Source organism: Natronosalvus amylolyticus (genome assembly GCF_024298845.1).
Lineage (GTDB): Archaea > Halobacteriota > Halobacteria > Halobacteriales > Natrialbaceae > Natronosalvus > Natronosalvus amylolyticus.
In genome coordinates, this window is record NZ_CP101156.1 from 3,148,220 (window position 1) to 3,173,185 (window position 24,966).

Consider the following 24,966-nt stretch of genomic DNA (forward strand, 5'->3'; position numbering starts at 1 on the left):
TGGTGATGGGGTGTGCTACTGCTTACACGGTCGGGGCCGCAGACGTTCCACCCGAGCCCCATCGCTCGAGACCATCTGCACGCTCGTTATGGACCACTTACCGCTCGTTCGAGGGGATACAGGGACAGCCAACGTGGATACTCGAGTACGCGTCGATGGGTGGAACCGCTCGCCTACGAGGTGACAAGTCTGGGCATAACAATCTCCCTCTCACGTGGTACTCGTTTTCGGCGCAATGAAGCGACGTATCTATCTTGCTACGGCAGGCGCACTGGCCCTCGGCGGCTGTATGGGTTTCGGCGAGACCGACGGTCCAGGCGACGACGCAGCAAACGAGTCCACAGGTAACGGCAACGATGACAACGGCACCGGGAACGGCACCGGAAACGGGACCGGTGACGGCAACGGTGACGAAAACGGTGATGAAAACGGCGACGAGAACGGCGACGAAAACGGCAACGACGACCCCCTCGAGGCTGAAACGTTCGACGATTTCGAAAGCCTCGACGACTGGCGAACGATTTCCGGATCCGTCCGTGCATACGACGGCTACAGCGTGGTCGGCTCCCAATCGGTCCTGCTCGAGGCCGACGAGTCCGTCGAACAGGTCCGGATGGTTCGCGAACTCGAGGAGCCGCTGGATTGTAGCGAGGTCGTTCCCGGTCTCGCGGTGGCATCGCACGGAATAGCGAACGTCGGCATTCAGCTGTACGATGAGTCCCGAAGCAAGGTGGTCTATCGACAGCGAACCCACGGGATGTCGATTCGTCACGTCCCCTTCGGCGTCGAGTACATCGAAGGCACACCCGACCTGACCGAAGTCACGGAGATTCACATCTCCATCTGGGCGGGTGAGGGAACGGCCCAGGGCTGGGTCGACGACTTACACTTCGTCCCTAAATCCGCTGGCAAAGTCCTGCTCACCTTCGACGGAGCGTACGAATCACACTACGAGGAAGCGATGCCCCTGCTCGAGGAGTACGGCTATCCGGCCACGGCGTTCGTCCCGACGGGTCGTCTCCGAGAGGAGGCTAGCCACGACGGCAGTCGACTCACCTACGACCAGGTCGCCGACCTCCACGACGCCGGCTGGACGATCAGCAGTAACGGTGCTCACGGGGGCAACCTGACCACGCTCGAGGGTGACCGAACACCCTCGAGTGAGATCACCGAAGCCGTCGGCTGGCTCGAAGAACACGGCTACGGGGACGGGGCAGCCTTCATGGCCTATCCCGGCGGCTACTACGACGACGACGTCCTCGAGATTGCGGGTGACGCACACACGCTGGCCTTCGCCGGGGGCTATCCGGGCCACGGCTACGTGAAAAACCCGATGCTGTGTTCACGTCGCTTACAGCCCGACGCAGATCAGGCACGTCACGCCCTCGACGTCGCGGCCGAACTGGGCGGCGTTACGACCCTGGCCTTCTTCAACGTCGACTCGGATTCGGACGTCGACCTCGAGGACACGCTCTCGTATCTCGCTGAACTGGAGTCGGCTGGCGACCTCGAGGTCGTTACGCCCCAGGCGATTGCAGACGAACAGCTGCTCTGATCGGCGTTGGGAGCGAAACGGGTGCGGGGAGGGGTTCGATTTTCGGATGCGGTATGGTGACGGGTGGGGGAGTCGCCCGATACGGAGGGGTTGTATCCATCCGTGAGTCTCACTCGAGATTCAGGCGTCGATAGTCGGGGAGAGTGTCGTCTTGCAGCACGGCACCGCGGCCGCCGTCGACCAGCAGCGTCGACCCCGTGATGAACGCGGCATCCTTGCTCGCGAGGAACGCGACGACTCCGGCGACGTCGGCAGGCGTACCGATGCGCCCGACCGGATGAATCGATTCGACCTCCTCGAGGCGGCCGCCGGGCAACTCTTCTCGGGTCCGTTCGATCTCGATCCAGCCTGGCGCGACCGTGTTCGTTCGAATCGACGGACCGAGGTCGAGCGCCATGGCCCGGGTCATCCCGTTGATGCCGGCTTTGACGGCGTTGTAGGGAAACAGCCCCGGCATCGTCGATTCGGCGTGATTCGAGGAGATGTTGATGATCGACCCCTCGTCCATGTGCTCGAGGGCGGCTTTCGCCGCGAGCCAGTAGGCACGGAAGTCGGTCTCGAGGACGAACGCCCAGTCGTCCATCGACGCCTCGTCGACGGCTGTCTCGGTCTGGACGCCCGCGTTGTTCACCAGGATGTCGACGCCGCCGTAGGTCTCGGCGGTGGCTTCGGCGAGCGCCGCGATGTCGTCGGGTTCTCGCATGTCGGCTTCGACGAAGACGGCTTCGCCGCCGTCAGCTTCGATAGCGTCGACGACGGCTTTGCCGGCTTCGGCGGTTCGCCCCGTGACGACCACGTTCGCGCCTTCGGCGGCGAGTCGGGCCGCGATACCGGCACCGATGCCGCGCGTCGACCCCGTCACGATGGCTGTCTGCCCGTCGAATCGCCCCTCGACGGCGTTTGCGGTTGGGGACTCGAGGCGTTCGGTCATCGTCTCCCTCCGTGGCTCGAGTGTGAATCGTTGCTCGAGCGTGAATCGGTGGGGACGGTCCCTCGAGGTCGTGAGCGTGTGTGTCGGCTCGTTTCTCGAGGTCGTGGATCGATTTCTCGAGCGAGTCGTGGCACCGTCATGTTACCACTCGGCGACGCTGCCGTCGTCGTGTCGCCAGATCGGGTTGTGCCAGTCGACGCCGCCGGTCTGCTCGCGGACGTAGGACTCGTCGATTTCGATGCCGAGTCCCGGACCATCCGGCAGGTCGACGTAGCCGTCTCGATACTCGAACACGGAGGGGTCGACCAGGTAATCGAGGACGTCGCTCGTCTCGTTGTAGTGGATGTCCAGACTCTGTTCCTGGATCAGCGTGTTGGGCGAGCAGGCGTCGACCTGGATACAGGAGGCCAGTGCGATGGGGCCGAGCGGGCAGTGTGGTGCCACCGACACGTCGTAGGCTTCGGCCATCGCGGCGATCTTTTTGACCTCCGTGATGCCACCGGCGTGTGAGAGGTCCGGTTGGATGACGTCGACCGCGTTGTCCTCGAAAATCTGTTTGAAATCCCATCGGGAGTACATTCGTTCGCCGGTTGCGATGGGAGTCGTCGTCGCTGCCCGGATATCCGCCAGCGCGTCGTTGTGCTGGGGCAAGACGGGTTCTTCGATGAACATCGGGTCGTACGGCTCGAGCGCCGCCGCGAGGCGTCTGGCCATCGGTTTGGAGACGCGTCCGTGGAAGTCGACGCCGATATCGACTTCGTCGCCGACGGCTTCTCTGACGGCGGCGATCCGGTCGACCGCGTCCGAGACAGCACGCGGGTTGTCGACGGGACGGAACTCGGGCGTGGCGTTCATCTTGAGCGCCGTAAAGCCCTCGTCGACCTTCTCGCGGGCGGCGTCGCCCACATCCCGCGGGCGGTCGCCGCCGATCCACTGGTAGACGCGGACGCGGTTTCTGGCTCGACCGCCGAGCAGTTCGTAGACGGGGGCATCGAAGTGCTTGCCCTTGATGTCCCACAGCGCCTGATCGACGCCGGCGATGGCGGACATGAGGACGGGCCCACCGCGATAGAATCCGCCGCGATACATCGCCTGCCAGTGGTCTTCGATTCGACTGGGGTCTTCGCCCAGCAGGTAGTTGTCGAGCAGTTCTTCGACGGCCGTGCGAACGGTCTTGGCCCGCCCTTCGACGACCGGCTCACCCCAGCCGACGGTGCCGTCGCTAGTGGTCAGCTTGAGAAAGAGCCATCGTGGGGGGACTTCGAACAGTTCGTAATCAGTGATACGCATTCAGGTAGATACCTCCGTGTGGATGTTTTCGGGTGCCTCGTCGGTTTTCGTCTTCAGTGCGTCGCCGGTCTCTGCGTCGAACAGGTACAGCGCGGCCTCGTCGAACGCGAAGGCGACCTCCTCGCCGGCGGTCGGTCGCTGGGTCGGACTGATTCGTGCCGTCATCTCGACGTGCTCGAGTTCCATGTAACAGAAGTTCTCGTTGCCCATCGGCTCGACGACGGTCACTTCCGCGCGGTTAGGGCCACCGTCGACCAGTCGAATATCTTCGGGGCGGATACCGACACGGACCCGGTCGTAGTCGTCGACCGGCGAGGCGTCCTCGAGTTCGTACGTGAACCCACCGGGCCCGAGCAGGGTCGAACCGTTGACTTCGGCGGTAAACAGGTTGATACTCGGTGAGCCGATGAAGTCGGCGACGAACTCGTTAACCGGATCGCGGTACACCGTCTCCGGCGCACCGACCTGCTGGAGGACGCCCCCGTCCATGACGGCGATTCGATCACCCATCGCCATCGCCTCGGTCTGGTCGTGGGTGACGTACACCGTCGTCACGTCCAGGTCCTGCTGAAGTTCCTGCAACTCGGTGCGCATGTCAGACCGAAGTTTGGCGTCGAGATTGCTCAGGGGCTCGTCCATCAGGAACACTTCCGGTTCGCGAACGATCGCCCGGCCGAGTGCCACTCGCTGTTGTTGGCCGCCCGAGAGCTCTTTTGGCTTGTCGCCGAGCAGTTCGCTAATGCCGAGCATCTCGGCGACCGACTCGACGCGCTCGTTGATCTCGCTCGAGGAGAGTTTCGAGGAGAGTTTGAGCCCGAAGCCGATGTTCTGGCGGACGCTCATGTGGGGGTACAGCGCGTAGTTCTGAAACACCATCGCGACGTCTCGCTCGCTGGCGCTGTAGGTGGTGACGTCGGTGTCTCCGAACTCGAGGCGACCCTCGGTGATGTCTTCGAGGCCGGCGATACACCGGAGTGTGGTGGATTTTCCACAGCCCGACGGGCCGACGAGGACGAGGAACTCGCCATCGTCGACGGTGAGGTTGCAGTCCTCGACGGCGACGACTGCTTCGCCGCCGGGGTCGTACACCTTGGTGAGGTCGGTGAGTGTTATGCGTGCCATGGGTCTCGGTCGTGGGTGGGTTTCGTGTCGTGTGTTCGTGTTGGGGTGTGTGCGTACATGGTTACTCTTTGAGCGATCCGGCCAGAATGCCGCTGACGAACTGTTTCTGGAGCACCAGGAACAGGATTGCCAGCGGGATGATCGCGAGACTCGTCGCGACCATGATCTGGTCGTAGTACACCCGCTGGGTCCCCTCGAGTCCGGAGAGGGCCACGGGGATGGTGTAGTTCGCCGACGTTTCGAGGATGACCAGCGGGTAGAGGAACAGGTCCCACTGGAACAGGAACAGGATGATGGCGAGTGCAGCGATCGAAGAGCGCATCGCCGGGAGTGCGATCCGGTAGAAGATCTGGAACTCCGTCGCGCCGTCCATCCGTGCTGACTCGAGCAGTGCGTCGGGGATGGATTTCATATTCTGTCGCATGAGGAAGATGCCGATGGGGTTCGCCAGCCACGGGATGATGATGGCTCTGAAGGTATCAGTCCAGTCGATCTGGGACATCATCAAGAACAGCGGGATGACCAGCAACTGGATGGGCAACACGAGCGTCGCCAGGATGAGATAGAAGATCGGCTCTTTGAACCGGAACTCGTACTTTGCGAACGCGAATCCGGCCATCGAGCACAGCAGTATCGAGAGAACGGTATAGACGACGGCGATAAAGACGCTGTTCCAGATCGAGCGGACGAAGTTCGTCCGTTCCTGGAGTGCAGCGAAGTTCTCGAAAAAGGCCGTTCCGGGGTACAGCCGTGGCGGGAACTGGATGAACTGCTCCTGGGGGAGTGTCGCGGCGACGATCATCCAGTAGAGCGGGACGAGCATCACGAGCGTCATCACGAGGATGAACACGTAGGTCGTGAACTGCCAGACGGCGTCTTTGCGACGTTGTTCGCGCATCAGTCGTCACCCCCAATTTTGATCTGGATGATGGAGATGACGCTGACGATGGCCACGAAGACGACCGTCAGCGCGCTCGCGTAGCCGAGGTTCCAGTTCTGGAACGCTTCGCGGTAGATGTACTGGACGATGGTTATCGTCGCGTTCGTCGGGCCACCGTCGGTGATGACGTAGGGCTCGGCGAACAGTTTGAACGTCCCGATAGTCGAGAGGACGACGACGAACAACAACACGGGTTTCAGCTGTGGCAGGGTCACGTACCGGAACTTCTCCCAGCGACTCGCGCCGTCGATTTCGGCGGCCTCGTACAGCTGTTGGGGGATGTTCTGTAGCCCCGCGAGCAGGATAATCATGTTGTAGCCGGTCCATCGCCAGGTGACAGCGGCGATGATCGTTTTTCGCGCCCAGAACTCGTCTCTGAGCCAGGCGATCGGTTCGATGCCGACCGTCGTAAGCAGGTAGTTGATGAAGCCGAACTGCTCGTTGAACAGGAGCAAAAAGACCGTCGAGTAGGCGACGATGTTCGCCGAGACCGGGATCGCGATAGCCGTTCGGAAGAAGCCTTTGAACCGGACGAACGACGCGTTGAGCGCCAACGCAAGTGCGAGTGCTAGCCCGATCATGATCGGCACCTGAATCAGCAGGATGTACGTCGTGTTGAACATCGACTGCCAGAACAGGCTGTCGCCGGCCATGTGGACGTAGTTCCCGAATCCGACGAACCGCAACTCGGCAATCTGTGGAACGTCGATGAATAGCGGTCCGAGATCGATCCAGAACAGGCTGTCGCTGCTGACGCTCTGGTACTCGAAAAACGAGAGGTACACCGTGTAGACGATGGGGAACGCCAGAAACAGCCCGAACAGGACGAAAAACGGCGAAATAAACAGATATGCGACGCTCTCGATCTTCGGCATCCGCTCGGTGTACGTCTGTCTGGCGAATCGAATCCGATCCCAGAGTCGCAGTCGAAGCGGGTCACCGTCGCTCGAGACGGGCGTCTCGTCGTCAGAATGCTGTGTTGACATGAAGGGAGACCAGAGGAGTTTCAGGCCAGATCGCGGCCGGTTCGTTCGGCGACGGTCTCCGCAGCGGCCAGCACAGCGTCTTCGGGGTCGATGTCGTCACGGAGCATGCGTTCGAACTCCGTGTTGATAGCATCACTGACTTCTGGCGTGTCCTCGGAGAACCGGTAATCTGGCATATCCTCTGCGACGTCGGCGAACACTCGTCGCGCTGCCTGTCCACCGAAGAAGTCGAGTTCCTCGTCGAAGGCATCGTCGTCGTAGGTCGTCTCGAGTGCCGGGAACAGGCCGTACTCGTCGTACATGAGTAGCTGCATCTCCTCGGTCGCGAGGGTCCACTCGATGTAGTCCCAGGCGCGGTTTCGTTCGGCGTCGTCGATCTGGTTGGGAATCATCAGACTCGAGCCACCCCAGTTCGAGGCGCGCGGGCCGCCTGCTTCGTGGGCGGGGACCTTGTAAACGCCCCAGTTGCCGTCGGTGCCCGGGAGTTCGTCCCGGAGGGTACCCTCCATCCACGCGGCAGACGGCAGCGACGCGATATCACCGTTCTCGTAGGCGCCGAACCAGGCCGTCGACCAGCCGTCGAGCGTCGAGGCGAGCCCTCTGTCGTTGAGCTCTTTCATGATTTCGGCGATCATTACCGAATCCTCGTTGTGGATGTTGACGTCACCGTCATCGGTGAACGGGTTGTTCCCGAGTTGGCGGAACTGGTACCGCCAGGCTCCGTCGAGGTCGTTCAGCGGCAGGTTCAACATCGAGACGTCGTCTGGAAGCTTTTCGCCTTCTTCCATGAAGTCGTCCCAGGTCTCGATGGCATCGGCCTCGAGACCGTGCTCGTCGTAGACGTCTCGACGGTAGTAGACGGCGGTTGGGCCGATGTCCCACGGGAGCGCGTACACGTCGTCGCCGTCACTCAGTGCATCCCACACGCCGGGGACGAAGTCGTCGTATACGCCAGCGTCCTCGATTCGGTCGGAGATCTCGAGCACCGAGCCGGTATCGATGTAGGATGGTCCGTCGATCATCTCGAGCATCGAGACGTCGGGAGCGCCCGAGCCGCTGGCGAGTCGCGTCTGCAGATCGTCTTTCATCGCCTCTCGACCGAACTCTTCAACGGTGACGGTGGCGTCGTGCGCTGCGTTGTACTCCTCAGCGGTGAGTTGCATCGAACGGGCTGCAACGTCCCATCCCCAGCCGAGGATATCGTCGGCCATCGGTGCCTCACCGTTGCCACCGTTGCCGCCGTTACCGCCGTTGCCGCCGTTTCCACCGTTGCCGTTTCCATCGTCGTCTTCGGGGTCACCGGTACCGATACACCCTGCGAGTGCGGTTGCACCTGCTGCCCCAGCACCGATCAGCATTCGTCGTCGACTGTAGTTGCTATTGCGTGGCATTGTCCCACTGACTATTCTCACACTATGGTGAGCACTACTTAAAGATTTTGGTGGGCCTCACAGTGAACGTATCACGTCTATCACTTTTGCGGTGTTCTGTAGAGGGAAACAGGCCTTATTTATAAGCAATTATGCCTCGATCTGGGACAGTTACTGGCAATATTTCCCGCAAAACGCTTTGTTCAACAGGATAAATCGTGTATGTATTCTCGCTCCACGTCACGGTGTTCAGCTATGGAGAACAAGGGTTTTGTAGATGGGGTGCTGTATATCAGAGACGAACGATGGGGAAAGATGCTGGCGTTTCCGTTCAGGCGACGGCAACGTCGTTTGCAATCGTGGAAGCGCTTCGAACGCGCGAGCAGGCTGGCGTCACCGAGTTAGCGACCGAACTTGGCCGATCGAAAAGCGCCGTTCACAACCATCTCTCGACCCTCGAGACGCTCGGATACGTCACCAGTACTGACGGAAAGTACCGGCTGACCCATCGATTTCTCCGCCTCGGGTTAGCCACACGCGAACGCAACCCGATCTACGTCGCTGCCAAAGCGAAGTTGCGAACGTTGGCTCGGACCACCGGCGAGAGCGTCAACCTCGTCGTCCCCGAAGACGACCACGGAGTGTACCTGTACCGCGTCGGCAACGGGGACCATCCGATCGAGGAAGGTGGCAGCGTTGCTCTTCACGCCTCCGCGGCGGGGAAAGCGATTCTCGCCTACCGCGGCCACGACGCCGTCGACGACTTCATCGACCGACACGGTTTGCCAGCCCTGACCGAACGCACGGTCACTGACCCGGCCACCTTGCGAAGTCAACTGCGCTCGATTCGCGACCGACGCGTCGCGTTCGACCGAGGCGAACAGACAGAAGGCTGGCAGTGTGTCGCGAGCGCTATCGTCATAGAAGACGAACCTGTCGCCGCCATCAGCGTCTCCGGCCCCGCCGACCGCATGCAGGGCAAACGCCTCGAGGAGGACACCACCGGTCTCGTGGTGAGCACGGCCAAAGCAATCGAACTCGAGGTTCTCTCCGACTGAGTCCCCCTCCTGTTCTTCTCGGGCATAGGCATTGTGGCTCGGAACCGATTCCGTTCCCGAAACGCGACACATGACACATCTCGAGGACGCCTTTTCCCTCGAAGAACCTCTCTAAAACCCTACAAACGTCGGAATACGTGAGTGTTGTCGGGTTACTAGTATTTGTCCTTCGGGCCCGTAATTACCGGTATGACCTTTCCCATCATCGACGCGATGACCGACGGGTACACCCGAACCGCCACTCGAGCGGGCGCGATGCTCGTCGCCGTCTTCGCCGCCTTATCGATCGCCAGTGCCGTGTTCGCACCGACTACACTCGGGGCGGCCGGAACGACAGAGCCCGCGGTCGGCGCGTGGGGGCTGGTCACCGGTGTCCTCTCGTTCGTGTTCGCCATCGGGACCGTCGCCGCCGCCATCGTCGCCCTCCGAACGTTCGCTGCCGGTGAGACCGAGCGTATTCCGCGTGCACTCGCCCGACACAAGATCGGGTTCGCCACACTGAACGCCATCGTGGGCGGTATCGTCTTCGGGATACTGGTCGCTGCCGGAACCGTCCTGTTCGTGATTCCCGGCCTGTTCGTCCTCGTGAGCCTCTATTACTGGGCCGTGTTCGTCGCCGTCGAAGACGACAACGCCCTCGAGGGATTCCGACGAAGCTATCGCCTCACTCGAGGCAATCGTCTTCGCCTGTTCGGCCTCGGCGTCGCCGTAGTCGGCCTCGGCACGGTTGCCCTCGCCGCGGTGAGCGTGCCGCTGGCCTTCTTCGGTATCGCTGGCGCACTCCTTGGACAGATTGCGGCCGCCGCCGTCACCGTCTATACGCTGGCGACGACCGTCAGCGCCTACGACCAGTTACGGGGTCTCGAGGCCCTCGAGATGGCAGAGAGCCGCGAAACGACGCCCGGAGCCCCAGCCTAGTACCCTGTCAACCGTCGACCGGTGCGTATTTTTCAGACTACTGGAACTGCCGACACAGGCAAATAACCTCTCGAAAAAGTCCAGATATGAGCAGGTTGCGTTCACGACAGCTCTCTCGATGTGCTGTCAGACTCGCACGTACCAGTGCGCCATGGGGGTTCCCCCTGCTGTATCTGGGCTGGGCCTATCTCTTCTGGCTACCTGTAGTCGTCTCAGAAGCGTCCGTCTGGACGTACCCGAACGTGGTGTTGCTATTGATCGGCGGCTCGAGTCCGCTCTTGGCCGGGATCGTGATGCTGTGGGCAAACCACGGGCGGGCTGGGTTCGTCGACCTCCGTCGGCGGCTGTTCGAGGTCGGTCGGATCAGTCATCGATGGTGGCCGATCATCCTGCTGTTCTATCCGCTGTTTACTCTCGCCATGGCTAGTGTCGCCCTCCTTATCGAGTTCACTGCCGAACCGCTGGTGTTCATCGGCCTCGACCGCCTCTTCGACCCCGCAGCACTGTTGTTCTTGCTGGCGGTCGCGTTCCTGTTTCCGGCGATCGAAGAGGTTGGCCTTCGCGGCTACTGGTTCGATCAACTCCAGGCACGGTGGAGCGCGTTCGTGAGTAGCCTGATTCTGGGAACCGTGTGGGCGCTGTGGCACGTTCCGCTGGTCTACATGCCCGGCTATTACGAAGGGACGACGTTCCAGCCGGAACTGTGGTGGTGGCTTCCAAGCATCGTCTTGACTGCAATCATTGGAACGTGGGTTTACAACAATACTGCACGGAGCGTCCTCGCAGTCATCGTTTTCCACTTCCTCGGGAACCTCACTGGCGAGACGATGGGATTTGCTCCCGAACTGTATCCATTCGCTCACGTCGGGACTGTTATCGTCGCGCTGACGGTCGTGCTATGGTTCGGCGCGGATTCGCTGCGTGGTCGGGACACGGCGCGGCCGTTACCGGACTGGGTTCCCGCCAATCGGCGTCAGTAACCGACCACCGCCCGCTATTCGGCACCATTGGCAGCTTCGCTTCACTCGAGCGCTCCAATGGGGATGTCGAACGCTCCTTTCGGAACTACTTTGATGGTCAGCCGAGACACCTCGTTTCATGTCCGACTTCCAACTTACGGACCTCTTCGGCGTCTCCGCTCTCGTTCTCGGCGGCATCCTCGTCACGGCCTGGCTGGGCGCGTTCGTGTTCAGTGTCTACCGGTATCGACGAGGGGCTTTGACGCCAGCCGAGTTCCACCTGTGGGGTGGTGGTGCGCTCATGTGGATTGCGTTCGGACTCGGTCAGGCGCTTCGCGACCTCTCCGGAGGACGCAGCCGTGTCGTCGAACTGGCCATGTTCGGGAGTGCGCTCGTCGCTATCGGATTCTGGGTGCAGTGGTGGCGGGTCCGAGACGGCGGGAACGAAGGGTAGCTTTTCCGGAACGCGACTACACCGCCTGAATCGACTCGAGCAGCGAGCACTTCCGACAGATTTCTCGCGTCGTCGTCGACCCACACTCCGTGCACTCGCGTAGGTCCGGATCGTCACCATCGGCGTCGTAGCGCTCGGCGACGATGCCAGCCAGTTCTTCGTAGCCGGAGAGAATCGAGTGTCGAGTGCCGGGATGGTTCTCCTCGAGGCCGTACAACAACTGCTGAATCTCGCCGCGGTAGGCCTCACTCGAGTGTGGACACTCGGTGATGTGGGCTGGCAGGTCCCTGAGGTGGGCGTACAGCGCCACCTCCTTTTCGGGGACGTCACGCAGCGGTTTCGCTCGCGGGACGAACGCGTCTCCAGTGCGACGTTCCGAGAGCGGGCCGAGGCTGGCGTCGAAGTGCTTTGCGATCTGGGCGACGTCACCTTCGAGAAAGTTCATCAACGCGGTCTGAGCCTCGTCGTCGAGGTTGTGGCCGGTCAGCAGGAGGTCTGCGTCGATATCCTCGGCGTAGTTCGAGAGCAGATCGCGCCGGAAGACCCCACAGTAGGCGCAGGCGGCCATGTTTTCGGGGTCGTCCTCGACCACCTGGTCCATTCGGACGTCGAATTCGTCTTCGTAGCTCAGCACCTCGTGGGTGAAGTCGAGGTCGTCGGTCAACTCGAGGCAGGCGTCGAGGCTCTTGTCGCGGTAGCCCTCGATACCCTCGTGGATGGTGAGACAGATCAGTTCGATTCGAGGGTCTTCGTGGAAGGTCTCGTAGAGTATTTGCGTGAGAACGACGCTGTCTTTGCCGCCGGAGAGGCCGATCAGCCACTTTTGCGGATTGTCGGGCGTCGCCGACCGTGGCACGAGATCGTCCCGGCGAATCCGTCGACGGACGCGCTTTTCGACCGACTCGAGGAAGTGTGCCTCACAGAGGTGTGCCCCGGAGTAGGCGGCGTGCATCACCGCCGGTTCGGCACACCGATTACAGTTCATTGCGCGAACCTAACGGGTTCCGGGGGAAACGCGTTTCGCTCTGCGCTCGAGGGCCGGCACGCGCTGCTGGGTACACTCACGTAACGGCAACGCTGACGTAGCGGCAACGCCGACTGCTCGAGTGGCGGCACGCGCTGCCGTGACCAATAATATATCGTGGTTCCCGAGATAGCCTCAGCCATGCACGGCACTGGCGTTCCACTCGCGACGCCGTTCGACGAGGCTGGAACCGTAGACCACTCGACACTCGAGGAACTGGTCGACTGGCTCGAGACCGCCGGAATCGACTTTTTCGTCCCCTGTGGCTCGACGGGCGAGGCTCCGCTGTTGACCCTCGAGGAACGAATCGGTGTCACGGAAACTGTCGCGAACGCGACCGAAAAACCCGTTCTCGCGGGGACTGGATTCGAGGGGTACGAACCGACGCTCGAGGCGACCGAACGAACGGCCGACGTCGGGGCGGATGCGGCACTCGTCATCACGCCGTCGTACTACGGCAGCGACGACGGTGCGATCGGCCGGTACTACCGACGCCTGGCCGAGGAGTCGCCCATACCGATCTACCTCTACAGCGTCCCCAAGTTCACGGGTCACACACTCGCCCCCAGAACCGTCGAATCACTCGCCTCCCATCCGAACATCGCCGGCATTAAAGACTCGAGCGGGAGCCTCGAGTCCGTCCAACGCCTGGTCCGGTTCACCGACGACATGGACTTCTCGGTGCTCGTCGGCAGTGGAAGCGTCTACGCCCCGGCACTCGATGCGGGCGTCGACGGCGGCATCCTGGCAGTGGCGAACGCCGTCCCGGAGCGAGCCGCTACGATCTACGAACGCCATACGGGTGGCGACACTGCCGGGTCGCGAGCCCTGAACGCGGACCTGGTAGAACTCAATCGCGCGGTCACCTCTCGCTACGGCGTGCCGGGGGTCAAAGCTGCGCTCTCCCTTCGCGGCCAGTCCGTCGGCAACCCTCGCCGACCACTCGAGGCGGTCGACGAAGTCGTCGTCGACGAACTCGATGCCTTGCTCGAGAGAGCACTCGAGGCGTAGCCGTTTTCTGCCGTGGTTCCGGAGCCTTTCGGTGGGTCTGTTCGGTCTTCTCTCTTCCTGCTATAGTAATCAAAAGTAGTTTCTCGACCTTACCTCTTTGACCATTTGCTGTTACGGATATTTTTCAAGGTTGGTGCCCCTGTAGGTTCACTAATGGCCCTCTATAGCGGGTATGTCGATTTACCCGCTATCGAATTCTCGACGCGTGAACTAACGGGTGCGTTAGGGGATTCGATTACGGTATTGCCACTGGTCGTCGCCCTCGCTGCGACGACCTCCGTCTCGCTGGCCCACGTCTTTCTGGCGTTCGGCATCTTTCAGATCGTCTGGGGACTGTTCTATGGGATGCCGATGTCGCTCGAGCCGATGAAGGCGCTGGTTGGCCTTGCAATCGTCGGCGCGCTCTCCCACCCGGAACTGATCGCCGCCGGATTGCTCACTGGCGGGGTCTTGCTGCTCGTTGGGTGGTTCGGGCTCGTTGGTCGACTCGAGCGAGTCGTCGGTGAACCGGTCGTCCGCGGGATTCAACTGGCGGTGGCGTTACTGTTGCTCCAGGCTGCGTTCGGGCTGTCTCTCGAGTCGCTGCCCGTTGCACTCGGCGGCGTAACGCTCGTCGCACTGCTGTGGATTGGCGGGTTCCGAAACGGAAGTTCGCTCGTCGTTCTCGGCGTTGGCGGTGCGGTGGCCGTTAGCGTCGCCGGTTTTCCGGCCCTGCGTCTCCCGGAGGCAAGCTTCTTTCCGGCCGGAAATCCCGCGCTTACCGTCGGTGCACTCGAGGCGACCGTTGCCCAGCTCGGGATGACGATCGGGAACGCCGCAATCGCAACGGCGCTCCTCGCTGGAGACCTCTACGACCGGCAGCTCTCGTCGGATCGGCTCTCTCGCAGTATGGGTGTTACCTGCCTGGCGGCAGTACCTCTCGGTGGCGTTCCGATGTGTCACGGCAGCGGTGGACTGGCAGGCAAGTACGCGTTCGGGGCGAAGACCGCTGGAGCGAACGTCATCCTCGGCGTCGGCTATCTCGCACTGTCGCTGCTGGCTATCGGAGCTCTCCTGGCGGCGTTTCCGCTGGCATTACTGGGCGTGTTGTTGGCCATCGTCGGTGTCGAACTTGGTCGTGCCGCAGTGACGCCGCTTTCGACGTATCGCGACGGAGCAATCGCCGTGACCGTCGGGTTGCTCGGTCTCTTCGTGAACGTTGGGTTGGCGTTCGTCGCCGGCGTCGTGCTCTGGCAACTGGTCGTTCGGTTCCGGTAACCGGGCCGTGGTCGGGCCATGTCGATTTTTCACCCTCGAGGACGAACGCCAACCGATGACTGACACGCTGGCGTGGCGCGACCTGTTCGAGCGAGGCGAGGCGGTCGGCGTCGACCTCGAGACGATTCGAACGACGAGGGCACGACTCCGTGCCGAAGCGACCGAAGGAGGTGAGCGAGACGATGCCTGACCGGCCGAATCCGGCTCGAGTGGTCGCCGATACGGACGTCCTGGCGGCGGACCTGTTCGTCGACGGCGATGCCAGAGCAGCCCTCGACCACGTCCGGCGTCACGAGTGGGTCGAACTCGTCGCCAGCGACGAACTGCTCACAGCAACCGAGACGCTCGTCACGTCGCTCGCAGATAGCGATCTCGCGGCGGCTCACCGCGAGCGTCTCGAGCCCGACCGCGTTCGCGTCGAACAGCCGCCCGAGGATCATCCAGCGCTGGCGTCTGCCTACCGCGGAAACGCGGCACACCTGCTCACGTACGAGGAGGGGTTGCGTTCGGCCAAGGCCGGACTGACACTCCAACCGCGGGTGTCGGTCAGCATCCGGTCTCCGGATGCCTTCGCCACGCTGTTCGACCCGGAAAGCCTGTACGAAGCCGTCGTCGGTGGGACCTATCCCGGTCCTGATCGAGACCCACTCGAGTGACATACTTTACCGAAACCGACCCGCTCGAGTGACATACTTTTTTGAAACAGCGCCCTCCCTCAATCCGATGCCTCGAGCGCTTCGGCGGTCGTCTCCGTTGGGACCACGTACCGATCCGGAAGCTCTGGAATCGGCTCGCGGCCGACGGTGAAAAACCGCTCGGTGCGCGTGAGCTCTTCGGCGGCGGGACTCGGCTTCTTGATTTCTTCGAACTCGACGGCGACGCCCTCGTCTTCCGGGGCGATGCGGACCGCCGAGAGCTGATAGCTCGGATAGAACACCGGTGGAAGGAGGCCAATGATGCCGTCGCGCCGGTGGAGTCGTCGCAGCCAGGTGCCGCTGTTCACGAGGATACCGCCCTCGAGTTCCTGGATCATCGGTCGGTGGGTGTGGCCGAAACAGAAGATGGTGGTCTCCGGGTTCGCATCGAACACCTCGCGAGCGGCATCCTCGTAGGGAGCTTCGGGGTCGACCGTCAGGTCGGTCTCGAAGACGCCGAATCGGTTGACTGTCTTCTTGATGTCGCGGCGGATGAAGTGCAGCGGAATGCCGACCAGGACGAGCAGTCCGGCCACCGCGACGTTCGTGGCGAGCACGAACCAGGCGACGGTGCCCGCTCGACCGAACTGTCCGAGGAACTCGGTTGCCGCTTCGACTGGCGTCGACCAGATGCCGACCAGGTCGAGACCCGCTAGTATCGCGAGCAGGACGCTGATGTTGAACAACAGCAAAAACGGGACCAGCGAGTATCGGAGCAGTGGGTTCATCTCCCGGTAGAAGTACTTCGAGAACAGCCAGACCGGCATCCGTTCGGTTGGGGTGACCGCCTGGACGTTTTTCAGCCAGTTGTACCGGCCGCGGTCTGAGAGCTTCCCTGCCCGACTCGTCACGAGCGTGTTGTAGTAGTAGCCGAGTGGGGTCGCGTGTGGGTTGCCCCAGTCTTCGATTCGGTTGTTGTCGTCGCGCTGGTGTCCGTGTTCGAAGTGAATCGCCTGCTCGCCAACCTCCCGGCTGATCGACTGCTCGGGAACCAGGTCGACGTTGTACTCGGCAAAGCGCTCGACGTACTCGTCGTAGGCGGCCAGTTCGTGGTCGTGATTGCCGGGCAAGAGCGTAATGGAGACGTTCTCGCCGGTCGCACGGAACTGCTCGAACAGTTCCTGGTAGGTTTCCTCGAGTACGTCGAACTTCTCGATGCCCGAAACCGTCGTGAACTCCCAGAGTCCGAACGCGTCGCCGTTGATAATCAATTCGGCGTCTTCGTCCGTTTTTTCCAGTCGTTCGAGGAAGTCGAGGAGCTCGGGGAGAAAATCGACGTGCTCGAGTTGTTCGTCACCGCCGATGTGCAGGTCGCTGATCACGTAGTAGACCCGATCATCGGTGTGGGTTGCCATCGTTCCCACGAAGTCCTCGAGCATCAAAAGGTGTTTTCTTCTTTCGCCTGTTGGGAAACTGTTGTCTTACCGCCAGGGAACGACACCTGGGGTCGTCACCCAGTGTCCGAGCCGACGTCTGAGTGAGCTGGGTAACAGCCTCGAGAGTACGGGTATTACGCGGTTTCGGTAGCCGGGGACGAAGACGATATCACCGCGTTTGGCTGCCCGGTATCCCGACGCGGCGACCTGTTGCGGTGTGAACATAAACCGGCGCTCGAGCCACGTCGAACCCCGCCCACAGCGGTCGTGGATACTCGTCGAAACCGGCCCCGGACAGAGCGCGGTGACGGTGACGCCCGTCTCGCGACACTCCGCAGCGATCGATTCCGTAAACGAGAGCAGGTACGCTTTGCTCGCGTGGTATCCCGCCATCGTCGGCCCCGGACGCACGGCTGCCGTGGACGCTACCGTAAGCACCATCCCGTCGTCTCGCTCGAGCATCGCCGGAAGATACAGTCGCGTCAACGCCATCGGTGCCTCGACGTTGATTCGAAGCTGGTCGCGTTCGGCCTCGAGATCGCTTTCGGCGAACGGCCCGTAGGTGGCGATAGCGGCGTTGTTCACCAGTGCGTCAATGTGGCCCACAGCGTCCGATATCCGGTCGTGGAGGGCCTGTGGTGCCTCTGGATCCGAGAGATCGGCAGCTATTGCCGTCGCCGCACACCCGAACCGATCGCGGAGTCGGGTGGCCGCCCCCTCGAGTCGGTCGCGATCTCGAGCCGTGAGCACCAGATCGTAGCCGTCGGCGGCGAACTCGGCTGCCAGTGCGTAGCCGATGCCACGACTGCCGCCGGTGACGAGGGCCCTCCGAGGCCGTGCGGTAGCGTCTCTATCGGTCGCCTCGCTCGAGGCCGATGCTCGATTCGTCATAGGTTCAGTTGTGGCCTCGAGGAGAAAAATGGCTACCCCGGCTTCCAGACGGTGTGTTCGATCTCGGCCTCGTTCGGATACCCCTGGCACCGGGGTGGATATTTTATTCTCGAGGCCGTAGATTCGAGTGGTGATTCCAGTATGGAGACGAACGTTGGCGGTCTCGACCGTACGGGACGTATCGCTATCGGCATCCTGTTGATTGCAGCGGGTGCCCTCGCCCTCGCGGGGTACTGGGGAATCGGGCTCGGGGTCGGCGTGATCGCCGTCCTGGTCGGTGCTATCCTGCTGGTCACGGGTACCACGAGAAAATGTCCGGTCAACCAGGCCGTCGGTATCGACACGTCCGAGTGAGAGCGATTCCTGGGTTTCATCAGACACCCGTGGGAGCCCGTTACCGGAGGGTATGTTGCCGATACTCCCTCGAGTGGCCAACGGACTGATTCACGAGTCGAAGCTAGCTGTCGTCCGTCGTCTCTTCCGTTCGATCGGCGTACCAGTCGGCAAACGCTGCTAGCGCCCGTCCGCGGTGGGAGATGGCGTTTTTTTCCGCGGCAGTCATCTCCGCGAGCGTCTGGCCGTTGTACGCAAATATCGGGTCGTAACCGAAACCGCCCTCGCCTCGTGGCTCGACGAGGGTGCCGGCCACCGACCCCTCGAACGTTTCGACGCCGTCTTCGTCCGCGTAGGCCAGTACCGTTCGGAAGTGCGCCCGTCGGTTCTCCTCCGCACTGGCGAGCTCCCAGACCCGTTCGACGCCGACAGTTCCCTCGACGTAAGCCGAGTACGGACCGGGAAAGCCGCCCAGCGCGTCGACGAACAGCCCCGTGTCGTCGACGAGAACGCCGTCTATCTCGTCATCCGTGGCGGCGATAGCGTCGTAGCTCTCTCGAGCCCCGCGTTTCGCGATCTCCTCGAGGTCGTCGTGTTGAATCTCGGTGTAGTCGTAGCCCACCTGTTCGACGGTGGCGAGTCCATCGAGGTACGCCTGTGCCTCCTCGACCTTTCCCTCGTTTCCCGTGACGAACCGAAGCGTGTGCATACCGGAACCGGGGTGGGGGAGCCCCAAAGCGCCGTCGATACCGGTTCGTCGTGGGTTCCAGACGCCGCGACAGCTACTCTACTGCGGCCGCTGCAACGGTGTGTCCTAACAAGGCAATCGAGCCGAGTGCAATGGCGAGGCCGACGATCAGTATCGGGCCAAATCCCTCGAGAAAGATACCGACGACGACCGTCGTCAGGCCGACGGCCATGCCGATCACCGGGAGCGTGAAGCCGAGGTCGGGGTCCATAGCGACGCCAACGGCGACCGACACTATTGGTACGCACTCGCTTCGGATGAGTAATCGGCGATGAACGGGGCTAGCAACTACGCTGGAATGGAACTACCGACTCGAGACGACCGTATTCCGCAGGGTTCCGACGCCGTCGTAGGTGATCTCGACGGTATCGCCTCGCTCGAGCAAGCCAGGATTAGCCGGGCTGCCGAAGGCGATGACGTCGCCGGGACGGAGCGTAAAGCGTTCGGAGAGGAAGGCGATAACCTCGTACGGGTCGAACAACATCAGTTCGGTGTTGGCCTCCTGTCGGCGCTCGCCGGCGACGTCGGTCCACATCTCGAGGCCGGTCGGATCGACCTCGGTCTCGAGCCACGGTCCCAGCGGGCCCGACCCGTCGAACGCCTTTCGGGCCGTTCGGCCCTGCTGGTCGAGGGCGTCGACGTCGTTAATGATCGTGTATCCTCGGACGAAACCGGAAGCTGCTTCGGGCTCGATGTCTCGACAGCGTCGGTCGATGACGGCCGCCAGTTCACCCGCGTACGTCAGCTCGTCAGTGAACTCGGGAGACGGAATCGGTTGGCCGTGCCCGATGAGGGAGGCCGGGGGCTTGATGAAGAAATCCGGTTCCTCGGGGCGTTCGTAATCCATCTGCTCGAGGGTCTCGGCGAAGTTCCGGCCGACACAGTACAGCGCCGACGGCTCGCACGGCGGGAGCAATCGTCCGTCACGGCCGACCTCGTAGGTGCCGTCGTCCGCGTGGAGGACGGCCCCGCGATAGTCGTCTTCGGGCGCGGCGTCGCCAACCGTGAGGCGTCCGGATACGGGTCCTGCCGGCGTCAGTAATCTCGCGAGTCGCATACGGAACCACTCGAGGCGAGCGACGTATGTCTGCTGATCGGCGTCGCTGGTGCCCCCTATTCGTTCGTAATTGAATGGTATTAACTGTCACAGCTTATTTCTCACTTCCCGATGTACTCCATCTATGGCAGTTGAGGACGGTCCACCGACGGCTGGCGATGCGGGTGCTCACCTCGAGGCGACCGGCCGGGATCGACAACCGGTCGAGCCGTACGCCGACCTGGCGCGCGCTCTCGAGTCCCGTCTCGAAGGTGAGGTCGCTTTCGACGAGTACGCGCAGGTGTTGTACGCCACTGACGGGAGCATCTATCAGGCTCGACCTGCGGGTGTCGTCCACCCAAGAGATATCGCGGATGTCCGGGAAGCGGTTCGGACGGCGGCCGAATTCGACACGCCGATTCTCCCCCGCGGGGCCGGGTCGTCGCTCGCAGGTCAGGCCGTCGGCCCGGGCTGTGTCGTCCTCGATTTCACGACGCGCATGGACGATATCCTCGAGGTCGATCCCGACTCTCGCCGGGCGATCGTCCAGCCTGGCGTCGTCCAGGATCACCTGGACGCTCGCCTCGAGTCGCACGGTCTCAAGTTCGCACCCGACCCGGCTTCGGCAAACCGGGCGACCATCGGTGGCGGTATCGGGAACAATTCGACGGGTGCGCACTCCGTTCGGTACGGGATAACGGACGCCTACGTCGAGTCGTGTCGGGTTGTCCTCGCCGACGGGTCACTTATCCGAACGCGGGAGATCGTCCTCGACAGCCCCGAGTGGGACGAAATCGTCTCGAAAGACGACCGTGAAGCCCACATCTACCGGACCGTTCGAAGTGCGGTCGAGGACAACGCGGATGAAATCGAGACGCGGTACCCCGACTTACAGCGCTCGGTGAGTGGGTACAATCTCCAGAAAGTACTGTACGAGACCGACGACGGCGAGCGAGCGATCAACCTCTCGAAACTCCTCGTTGGCGCCGAAGGGACGCTGGGTATCGTCGTCGAAGCGACGCTCTCGTTGGTGACCGTACCCGAGGAAACGGCGCTCGTCGTCTACGCGTACGACGACCTCATTGACGCGCTGGCTGCCGTTCCACGCGCCCTCGAACACGACGTGAGCGCCGTCGAACTGATGGACGACGAGGTGTTCCGCCTCGCCCGCGGATCGGATGGGTATGCGACCTACGCCGAACCCATCCCCGAGGCGGCGGCGGCCGCACTCATGCTCGAGTTCGATTCGGAACTGGTCGGAGACGATACCGGAGACGGCTCTCGAAGCGAACAGGCACAGCGGACGGCCTTCGAGGCAGCTATCGCCGAGACGACTGCGGACCTCCTCGAGGACGGCGACGCGTTTGAAGTCATCGAGGCCTACACCGAGGACGCCCAGGGAGACCTCTGGAAGCTTCGAAAAGCGGCGATTCCGCTGTTGATGAGTATGGACGGCGACCCCAAACCGTACCCGTTCATCGAAGACGCCTCCGTACCGCCGGCCGAACTCGCGACCTACGTCGGGCGCTTTCAGGAGATTCTCGAAAATCACGACACGACGGCTGCATATTTCGCTCACGCCGGAGCGGGGACCCTCCATATCCGCCCCATCCTCAACCTCAAGGAGGGGCCGTCGGTGGAGACGATGCGTGCCATCACCGACGACGTAACCGACCTCGTGCTCGAGCACGGGGGCGCGTTCTCGGGCGAACACGGGGACGGCATGGCCCGAACCGCGTTCACCCCCAAGATGTACGGCCCGGACCTGTGGCACGCGTTCAAAACCGTGAAGACGGCCTTCGACCCCGAGTGGCTGTGCAATCCGGGGAACGTCGTCTTCCGAGACGATAGCGACGACGTGGGGCCGGACGGTGACCGAGGCGTCGGGGCCGACGTCCGGGAGAACCTGCGGTACGGTCCCGCTTATCGCTCGCTCGAGCCACGAACGACGCTCTCGTTCGAGGACGACGGCGGCTTCTCCCACCTCGTCGAGTTGTGTAACGGCTGTGGCACCTGCCGGCAGACGGGGGGTGACGTGATGTGCCCGACCTATCGGGCCTCCGGCGAGGAAATCCAGACGACACGCGGCCGGGCGAACTTGCTTCGGGCGGCGATTTCCGGCGAGCTCCCGCCCGAGGAACTGCACTCCGAACGCTTCCAGCGCGAGGTGCTCGACCTGTGTGTCGGCTGTAAAGGCTGTGCCAGCGACTGCCCGACCGGCGTCGATCTGGCGAAACTCAAAGCCGAAGTCAAACACCAGTATCACACCGACGAGGGCGCGAGCCTCCGAACGAAACTCTTCGCGAACGTCGACCGACTGGCCACACTGGGGAGTGCGACAGCCCCGTTCGCGAACCGCTTGCCCGACCTGCCGGGAGCTCGAGCCGCGATGGAACGCACCCTCGGCATCGCTCCCGAGCGCGAGTTGCCGACGTTCGAACGCGAGGATTTCCACGACTGGTGGGACGCACGCGGCGGCGCTCGCGTCGACGAATCGACCGCCGACGCCGCGGTCGTTCTCTTTCCCGACACGTTCACGACCTACAGCGACCTCGGTCCCGGAAAGGCAGCCGTCTCGCTGCTCGAGGCCGCCAACGTCCACGTGAGCGTTCCCACAGACCTCGAGCCAAGTGGCCGGGCCGCCTACTCGACGGGACTGCTCGAGGCCGCCCGTGAGCGGGCAAAACACAACGTCAGAACGCTGGCTCCGCGCGTCGAGGCCGGCCGGTCGGTCCTCTTCGTCGAACCGTCCGACGCCGTCATGTTCCAGGACGAGTACCGGGACCTGCTCGGGGGCGGAGACGACGTCGATTCGGACGCGCTCGCGGCTGTCTCGAACGGCGCGTTCGGTGTCCTCGAGTATCTCGACCGGACCGGATTGGATCGGTCGCTCGAGTTCGAGGTCGACGCCACCGCCCAGTCGCTCACCTATCACGGCCACTGTAACCAGAAAGCCCAGGGGACTGACCACCACGCGGTTGGCGTCCTCAGACGGGCGGGCTACGCCGTCGATCCGCTGGATTCAACCTGTTGTGGCATGGCCGGGAGCTTTGGCTACGAGGCCGAACACTACGACCTGTCGATGGCAATCGGCTCGCTGCTCGGCGACCAGGTCGAGGCCAGTTCGGGCGAGCAGGTGACCGCACCCGGCACCTCCTGTCGGAGCCAGCTTTCACAGGTACTCGAGACCGAACGCCCGCCCCATCCGGTGGAACTGCTCGAGCGAGCGCGCCTCGAGTGAGATGGTCGCATGACGCGAACCTTCCCGCCGGTTTCACTCCTTCGCAACGTCCTTGAGGACGGCGCGGACGAACGCCCCCTTCTTCGCCGTATAGGTCGCCCGATCGTCGGGATATCTCGCCGTGAGCGTACGTTTTCGATCGGCGTACGCCTGGGCGAGTGCCGGGTCCGCCCGTAGCGCGTCCCTGAACGCGAGTTGATTTTCGACGACGGCACTCTCACGCGTCGCTAACGAGAGGTAGTGCGTGCGGTTCGAGGCCGGTCCTTTCGCGAGAAAGTGCCGACCCTCGATGTCGTCGGGGCGGTGTTCGTAGCCGGAAGACTCGAGGGCCGCCACCAGGTCGTCCGCTTCCTCGAGGTCAGGGACGATTCCAAGGATGTCGATGATCGGTTTCGCCGGAAGTCCCTCGACGGCGGTACTGCCGACGTGTTCGAACGCGAGAACTCGGTCGCCGACAACCGCCTCGAGTCGCTCGATCTCAGCCGCGTAGCACTCGCTCCAGACGTCTCGGTGTGGTTCCAGTTCGACGGTGCCGCGTGCCAGGCCGACGGCGGGTGTCTCGGGCGAGATAGTGACACGTCGAGGGGATGGTGAAAAGCGTTTTCGACATCGGTTGCGACCGGCGGTATCGGTTGCGACCGGGGGGAGGGTGTTCCTGATAGCAATCCTCGAGCGAATCGGGTACAGTAGCCCTTATCACCCCTTAGTCCTCAGGTTCCGATATGTCCATGCAGGTTGGAGCGCACGTCTCCATCTCCGGATCGCGCGTCTCCTCCGACGAGGAGACCCCACCGTACGACGACATTCGTAACGCCGTCTCCCGACAACTCGCCTTCGGGGGCAACTGCGGACAGATTTTCACCACCTCGCCGCAGGTCTGGGCCGAACCCGAGATCAGCGACGAGGCCGCCGCCGGGTTCCGCGAGGAAACCGACACCCAACTCGAGGGGCCGTGGGTGATTCACTCGGCGTATCTGGTCAACCTCTGTACGCCCAAAGACGACCTGCGGGCGAAATCGATGGCCTCGATGCAGGCGGAACTCGACGCCGCCGAGGCACTGGGCGTTCCGTACGTCAACGTCCACCTCGGGGCCCACACCGGCGCCGGCGTCGAGGGCGGCCTCGACAACGCCGCGAGCGTTATCGACGATCTCGAGGTTCCCGACGACGTAACCATCCTGATCGAATCCGACGCCGGCAGCGGAACCAAACTCGGCGGCGAGTTCGAACACCTGGCGGGTATCATCGAACGTACCGACGAGGACATCGGTATCTGTATCGACACCGCCCACACGCTCGTCGCTGGCAACGACCTGACGACGCCCGAAGCCGTCGACGAGACCGTCGAGCGCTTCGACGACGTCGTCGGCCTCGAGTACCTCGAGTACATCCACCTCAACGACTCGAAACACGATGTCGGAACGCACAAAGACGAACACGCGCTCATCGGCGAGGGCTACATCGGGGAAGACGGCATCGCCGCAATTATCAACCACCCTGAACTTCGTGACCTGCCGTACGCCCTCGAGACGCCGACTGAAAACGGTAAAGGGTTCGCCTGGAACATCGCGAAAGTCAAAGAACTGCGCGAATAGCTCGCTGAGGGTCTCCGGTTTCCTCGAGTGGTCTCGAGTCGATAGCTGTCGAACGGACGCTGTTTTACTATGGTAGCTGTATCAAATTAGTACCCCTTTAATAAAGTTGACTATTGAATGTATAACTTATGCTCCTGAATCAATATTCAATTACTTTCTATCTTGTAGTAAAACCA

General features: G+C 62.4%; 25 protein-coding genes. 12 read left to right on the plus strand and 13 right to left on the minus strand.

Annotated features, from left to right (window positions below; all coding sequences use genetic code 11):
* Positions 1–235 precede the first annotated feature (235 nt).
* Positions 236–1,555, plus strand: coding sequence for a polysaccharide deacetylase family protein (locus NLK60_RS14725; RefSeq protein WP_254808528.1), 1,320 nt, complete (start codon positions 236–238; stop codon positions 1,553–1,555).
* A 109-nt stretch (positions 1,556–1,664) separates the two neighbouring features.
* Here NLK60_RS14725 and NLK60_RS14730 read toward each other — a convergent pair whose 3' ends face one another.
* The 6 genes from NLK60_RS14730 to NLK60_RS14755 all read right to left on the minus strand — a co-directional run bounded on the left by NLK60_RS14730 (position 1,665) and on the right by NLK60_RS14755 (position 8,215).
* On the minus strand, positions 1,665–2,486 hold the full coding sequence (locus tag NLK60_RS14730) for an SDR family NAD(P)-dependent oxidoreductase (protein ID WP_254808529.1): 822 nt from the start codon (positions 2,484–2,486) through the stop codon (positions 1,665–1,667).
* Between the two features lie 141 nt (positions 2,487–2,627).
* The gene (gene dgoD, locus NLK60_RS14735; RefSeq protein ID WP_254808530.1) at positions 2,628–3,776 is read right to left on the minus strand and encodes a galactonate dehydratase; all 1,149 of its coding nucleotides are present in this window, start codon (positions 3,774–3,776) and stop codon (positions 2,628–2,630) included.
* Positions 3,777–4,898: an ABC transporter ATP-binding protein gene (locus NLK60_RS14740; protein ID WP_254808531.1), complete on the minus strand. Its 1,122-nt coding sequence runs from the start codon at positions 4,896–4,898 to the stop codon at positions 3,777–3,779. It lies immediately after the preceding gene.
* A 61-nt stretch (positions 4,899–4,959) separates the two neighbouring features.
* Positions 4,960–5,796, minus strand: a complete 837-nt coding sequence (locus NLK60_RS14745; RefSeq protein WP_254808532.1) for a carbohydrate ABC transporter permease — start codon at positions 5,794–5,796, stop codon at positions 4,960–4,962.
* Entirely contained in the window at positions 5,796–6,824 is a 1,029-nt protein-coding gene (locus NLK60_RS14750; protein ID WP_254808533.1) for a carbohydrate ABC transporter permease, read from the minus strand. Before NLK60_RS14750 ends, NLK60_RS14745 begins: the two co-directional genes overlap by 1 nt.
* Before the next feature lie 20 nt (positions 6,825–6,844).
* Positions 6,845–8,215, minus strand: a complete 1,371-nt coding sequence (locus NLK60_RS14755) for an ABC transporter substrate-binding protein (RefSeq protein WP_254808534.1) — start codon at positions 8,213–8,215, stop codon at positions 6,845–6,847.
* 284 nt (positions 8,216–8,499) lie between these two features.
* Here NLK60_RS14755 and NLK60_RS14760 point away from each other — a divergent pair, with 284 nt between their 5' ends.
* The 4 genes from NLK60_RS14760 (at position 8,500) to NLK60_RS14775 (ending at position 11,583) form a co-directional block, all read left to right on the plus strand.
* Complete coding sequence (locus NLK60_RS14760; RefSeq protein WP_254808535.1) at positions 8,500–9,252, plus strand: IclR family transcriptional regulator; 753 nt, start codon at positions 8,500–8,502, stop codon at positions 9,250–9,252.
* 189 nt (positions 9,253–9,441) lie between these two features.
* Positions 9,442–10,170, plus strand: a complete 729-nt coding sequence (locus NLK60_RS14765) for a DUF7847 domain-containing protein (protein WP_254808536.1) — start codon at positions 9,442–9,444, stop codon at positions 10,168–10,170.
* An 86-nt stretch (positions 10,171–10,256) separates the two neighbouring features.
* Positions 10,257–11,150: a type II CAAX endopeptidase family protein gene (locus NLK60_RS14770; protein ID WP_254808537.1), complete on the plus strand. Its 894-nt coding sequence runs from the start codon at positions 10,257–10,259 to the stop codon at positions 11,148–11,150.
* Between the two features lie 118 nt (positions 11,151–11,268).
* Positions 11,269–11,583 (plus strand): hypothetical protein, encoded by a 315-nt coding sequence (locus NLK60_RS14775; protein ID WP_254808538.1) that lies wholly within the window; start codon positions 11,269–11,271, stop codon positions 11,581–11,583.
* 16 nt (positions 11,584–11,599) lie between these two features.
* On the opposite strand, the gene ncsA is transcribed toward NLK60_RS14775, so the two are convergent.
* Positions 11,600–12,568 carry a tRNA 2-thiolation protein NcsA gene (ncsA, locus tag NLK60_RS14780; protein WP_254808539.1) on the minus strand — a complete coding sequence of 323 codons (969 nt, stop codon included), beginning with the start codon at positions 12,566–12,568 and terminating at the stop codon, positions 11,600–11,602.
* Between the two features lie 180 nt (positions 12,569–12,748).
* Here ncsA and NLK60_RS14785 point away from each other — a divergent pair, with 180 nt between their 5' ends.
* The 4 genes from NLK60_RS14785 to NLK60_RS14795 all read left to right on the plus strand — a co-directional run bounded on the left by NLK60_RS14785 (position 12,749) and on the right by NLK60_RS14795 (position 15,531).
* Positions 12,749–13,618, plus strand: a complete 870-nt coding sequence (locus tag NLK60_RS14785; protein ID WP_254808540.1) for a dihydrodipicolinate synthase family protein — start codon at positions 12,749–12,751, stop codon at positions 13,616–13,618.
* 153 nt (positions 13,619–13,771) lie between these two features.
* Positions 13,772–14,875: a putative sulfate/molybdate transporter gene (locus tag NLK60_RS14790; protein WP_254808541.1), complete on the plus strand. Its 1,104-nt coding sequence runs from the start codon at positions 13,772–13,774 to the stop codon at positions 14,873–14,875.
* Between the two features lie 55 nt (positions 14,876–14,930).
* Complete coding sequence (locus NLK60_RS19565; protein ID WP_256530379.1) at positions 14,931–15,065, plus strand: hypothetical protein; 135 nt, start codon at positions 14,931–14,933, stop codon at positions 15,063–15,065.
* Entirely contained in the window at positions 15,058–15,531 is a 474-nt protein-coding gene (locus NLK60_RS14795; protein WP_254808542.1) for a DUF7384 family protein, read from the plus strand. The genes NLK60_RS19565 and NLK60_RS14795 overlap by 8 nt, the downstream gene beginning before the upstream one ends.
* Positions 15,532–15,590: 59 nt before the next feature.
* Here NLK60_RS14795 and NLK60_RS14800 read toward each other — a convergent pair whose 3' ends face one another.
* Positions 15,591–16,925 (minus strand): metallophosphoesterase, encoded by a 1,335-nt coding sequence (locus NLK60_RS14800; protein WP_254810499.1) that lies wholly within the window; start codon positions 16,923–16,925, stop codon positions 15,591–15,593.
* 66 nt (positions 16,926–16,991) lie between these two features.
* Positions 16,992–17,837: an SDR family NAD(P)-dependent oxidoreductase gene (locus NLK60_RS14805; RefSeq protein ID WP_254808543.1), complete on the minus strand. Its 846-nt coding sequence runs from the start codon at positions 17,835–17,837 to the stop codon at positions 16,992–16,994.
* 141 nt (positions 17,838–17,978) lie between these two features.
* Here NLK60_RS14805 and NLK60_RS14810 point away from each other — a divergent pair, with 141 nt between their 5' ends.
* A complete protein-coding gene (locus NLK60_RS14810; protein WP_254808544.1) occupies positions 17,979–18,191 on the plus strand; it encodes a YgaP family membrane protein in 213 nt (70 codons plus the stop codon).
* Positions 18,192–18,294: 103 nt separating this feature from the next.
* Here the strand turns inward: NLK60_RS14810 and rdgB are convergent, their stop codons facing one another.
* The 3 genes from rdgB to NLK60_RS14825 form a co-directional block, all read right to left on the minus strand.
* Complete coding sequence (gene rdgB / locus NLK60_RS14815) at positions 18,295–18,879, minus strand: RdgB/HAM1 family non-canonical purine NTP pyrophosphatase (protein WP_254808545.1); 585 nt, start codon at positions 18,877–18,879, stop codon at positions 18,295–18,297.
* A 73-nt stretch (positions 18,880–18,952) separates the two neighbouring features.
* Positions 18,953–19,153 (minus strand): hypothetical protein, encoded by a 201-nt coding sequence (locus NLK60_RS14820; protein ID WP_254808546.1) that lies wholly within the window; start codon positions 19,151–19,153, stop codon positions 18,953–18,955.
* 69 nt (positions 19,154–19,222) lie between these two features.
* Positions 19,223–19,975 carry a fumarylacetoacetate hydrolase family protein gene (locus NLK60_RS14825; RefSeq protein ID WP_254808547.1) on the minus strand — a complete coding sequence of 251 codons (753 nt, stop codon included), beginning with the start codon at positions 19,973–19,975 and terminating at the stop codon, positions 19,223–19,225.
* Positions 19,976–20,099: 124 nt separating this feature from the next.
* Here NLK60_RS14825 and NLK60_RS14830 point away from each other — a divergent pair, with 124 nt between their 5' ends.
* Entirely contained in the window at positions 20,100–23,195 is a 3,096-nt protein-coding gene (locus NLK60_RS14830) for an FAD-binding and (Fe-S)-binding domain-containing protein (protein WP_254808548.1), read from the plus strand.
* 33 nt (positions 23,196–23,228) lie between these two features.
* Here NLK60_RS14830 and NLK60_RS14835 read toward each other — a convergent pair whose 3' ends face one another.
* Positions 23,229–23,882, minus strand: a complete 654-nt coding sequence (locus NLK60_RS14835) for a GrpB family protein (RefSeq protein ID WP_311136946.1) — start codon at positions 23,880–23,882, stop codon at positions 23,229–23,231.
* A 41-nt stretch (positions 23,883–23,923) separates the two neighbouring features.
* Here NLK60_RS14835 and NLK60_RS14840 point away from each other — a divergent pair, with 41 nt between their 5' ends.
* Positions 23,924–24,790, plus strand: a complete 867-nt coding sequence (locus NLK60_RS14840) for a deoxyribonuclease IV (RefSeq protein WP_254810501.1) — start codon at positions 23,924–23,926, stop codon at positions 24,788–24,790.
* Positions 24,791–24,966: the final 176 nt, after the last annotated feature.

Excerpts from the sequence above, each read along its gene's own strand:
- NLK60_RS14725 (WP_254808528.1), top strand. The coding sequence starts at position 236 with ATGAAGCGACGTATCTATCTTGCTACGGCAGGCGCACTGGCCCTCGGC.
- NLK60_RS14730 (WP_254808529.1), bottom strand. The coding sequence starts at position 2,486 with ATGACCGAACGCCTCGAGTCCCCAACCGCAAACGCCGTCGAGGGGCGA.
- dgoD (WP_254808530.1), bottom strand. The coding sequence starts at position 3,776 with ATGCGTATCACTGATTACGAACTGTTCGAAGTCCCCCCACGATGGCTC.
- NLK60_RS14740 (WP_254808531.1), bottom strand. The coding sequence starts at position 4,898 with ATGGCACGCATAACACTCACCGACCTCACCAAGGTGTACGACCCCGGC.
- NLK60_RS14745 (WP_254808532.1), bottom strand. The coding sequence starts at position 5,796 with ATGCGCGAACAACGTCGCAAAGACGCCGTCTGGCAGTTCACGACCTAC.
- NLK60_RS14750 (WP_254808533.1), bottom strand. The coding sequence starts at position 6,824 with ATGTCAACACAGCATTCTGACGACGAGACGCCCGTCTCGAGCGACGGT.
- NLK60_RS14755 (WP_254808534.1), bottom strand. The coding sequence starts at position 8,215 with ATGCCACGCAATAGCAACTACAGTCGACGACGAATGCTGATCGGTGCT.
- NLK60_RS14760 (WP_254808535.1), top strand. The coding sequence starts at position 8,500 with ATGGGGAAAGATGCTGGCGTTTCCGTTCAGGCGACGGCAACGTCGTTT.
- NLK60_RS14765 (WP_254808536.1), top strand. The coding sequence starts at position 9,442 with ATGACCTTTCCCATCATCGACGCGATGACCGACGGGTACACCCGAACC.
- NLK60_RS14770 (WP_254808537.1), top strand. The coding sequence starts at position 10,257 with ATGAGCAGGTTGCGTTCACGACAGCTCTCTCGATGTGCTGTCAGACTC.
- NLK60_RS14775 (WP_254808538.1), top strand. The coding sequence starts at position 11,269 with ATGTCCGACTTCCAACTTACGGACCTCTTCGGCGTCTCCGCTCTCGTT.
- ncsA (WP_254808539.1), bottom strand. The coding sequence starts at position 12,568 with ATGAACTGTAATCGGTGTGCCGAACCGGCGGTGATGCACGCCGCCTAC.
- NLK60_RS14785 (WP_254808540.1), top strand. The coding sequence starts at position 12,749 with ATGCACGGCACTGGCGTTCCACTCGCGACGCCGTTCGACGAGGCTGGA.
- NLK60_RS14790 (WP_254808541.1), top strand. The coding sequence starts at position 13,772 with ATGGCCCTCTATAGCGGGTATGTCGATTTACCCGCTATCGAATTCTCG.
- NLK60_RS19565 (WP_256530379.1), top strand. The coding sequence starts at position 14,931 with ATGACTGACACGCTGGCGTGGCGCGACCTGTTCGAGCGAGGCGAGGCG.
- NLK60_RS14795 (WP_254808542.1), top strand. The coding sequence starts at position 15,058 with ATGCCTGACCGGCCGAATCCGGCTCGAGTGGTCGCCGATACGGACGTC.
- NLK60_RS14800 (WP_254810499.1), bottom strand. The coding sequence starts at position 16,925 with ATGGCAACCCACACCGATGATCGGGTCTACTACGTGATCAGCGACCTG.
- NLK60_RS14805 (WP_254808543.1), bottom strand. The coding sequence starts at position 17,837 with ATGACGAATCGAGCATCGGCCTCGAGCGAGGCGACCGATAGAGACGCT.
- NLK60_RS14810 (WP_254808544.1), top strand. The coding sequence starts at position 17,979 with ATGGAGACGAACGTTGGCGGTCTCGACCGTACGGGACGTATCGCTATC.
- rdgB (WP_254808545.1), bottom strand. The coding sequence starts at position 18,879 with ATGCACACGCTTCGGTTCGTCACGGGAAACGAGGGAAAGGTCGAGGAG.
- NLK60_RS14825 (WP_254808547.1), bottom strand. The coding sequence starts at position 19,975 with ATGCGACTCGCGAGATTACTGACGCCGGCAGGACCCGTATCCGGACGC.
- NLK60_RS14830 (WP_254808548.1), top strand. The coding sequence starts at position 20,100 with ATGGCAGTTGAGGACGGTCCACCGACGGCTGGCGATGCGGGTGCTCAC.
- NLK60_RS14840 (WP_254810501.1), top strand. The coding sequence starts at position 23,924 with ATGCAGGTTGGAGCGCACGTCTCCATCTCCGGATCGCGCGTCTCCTCC.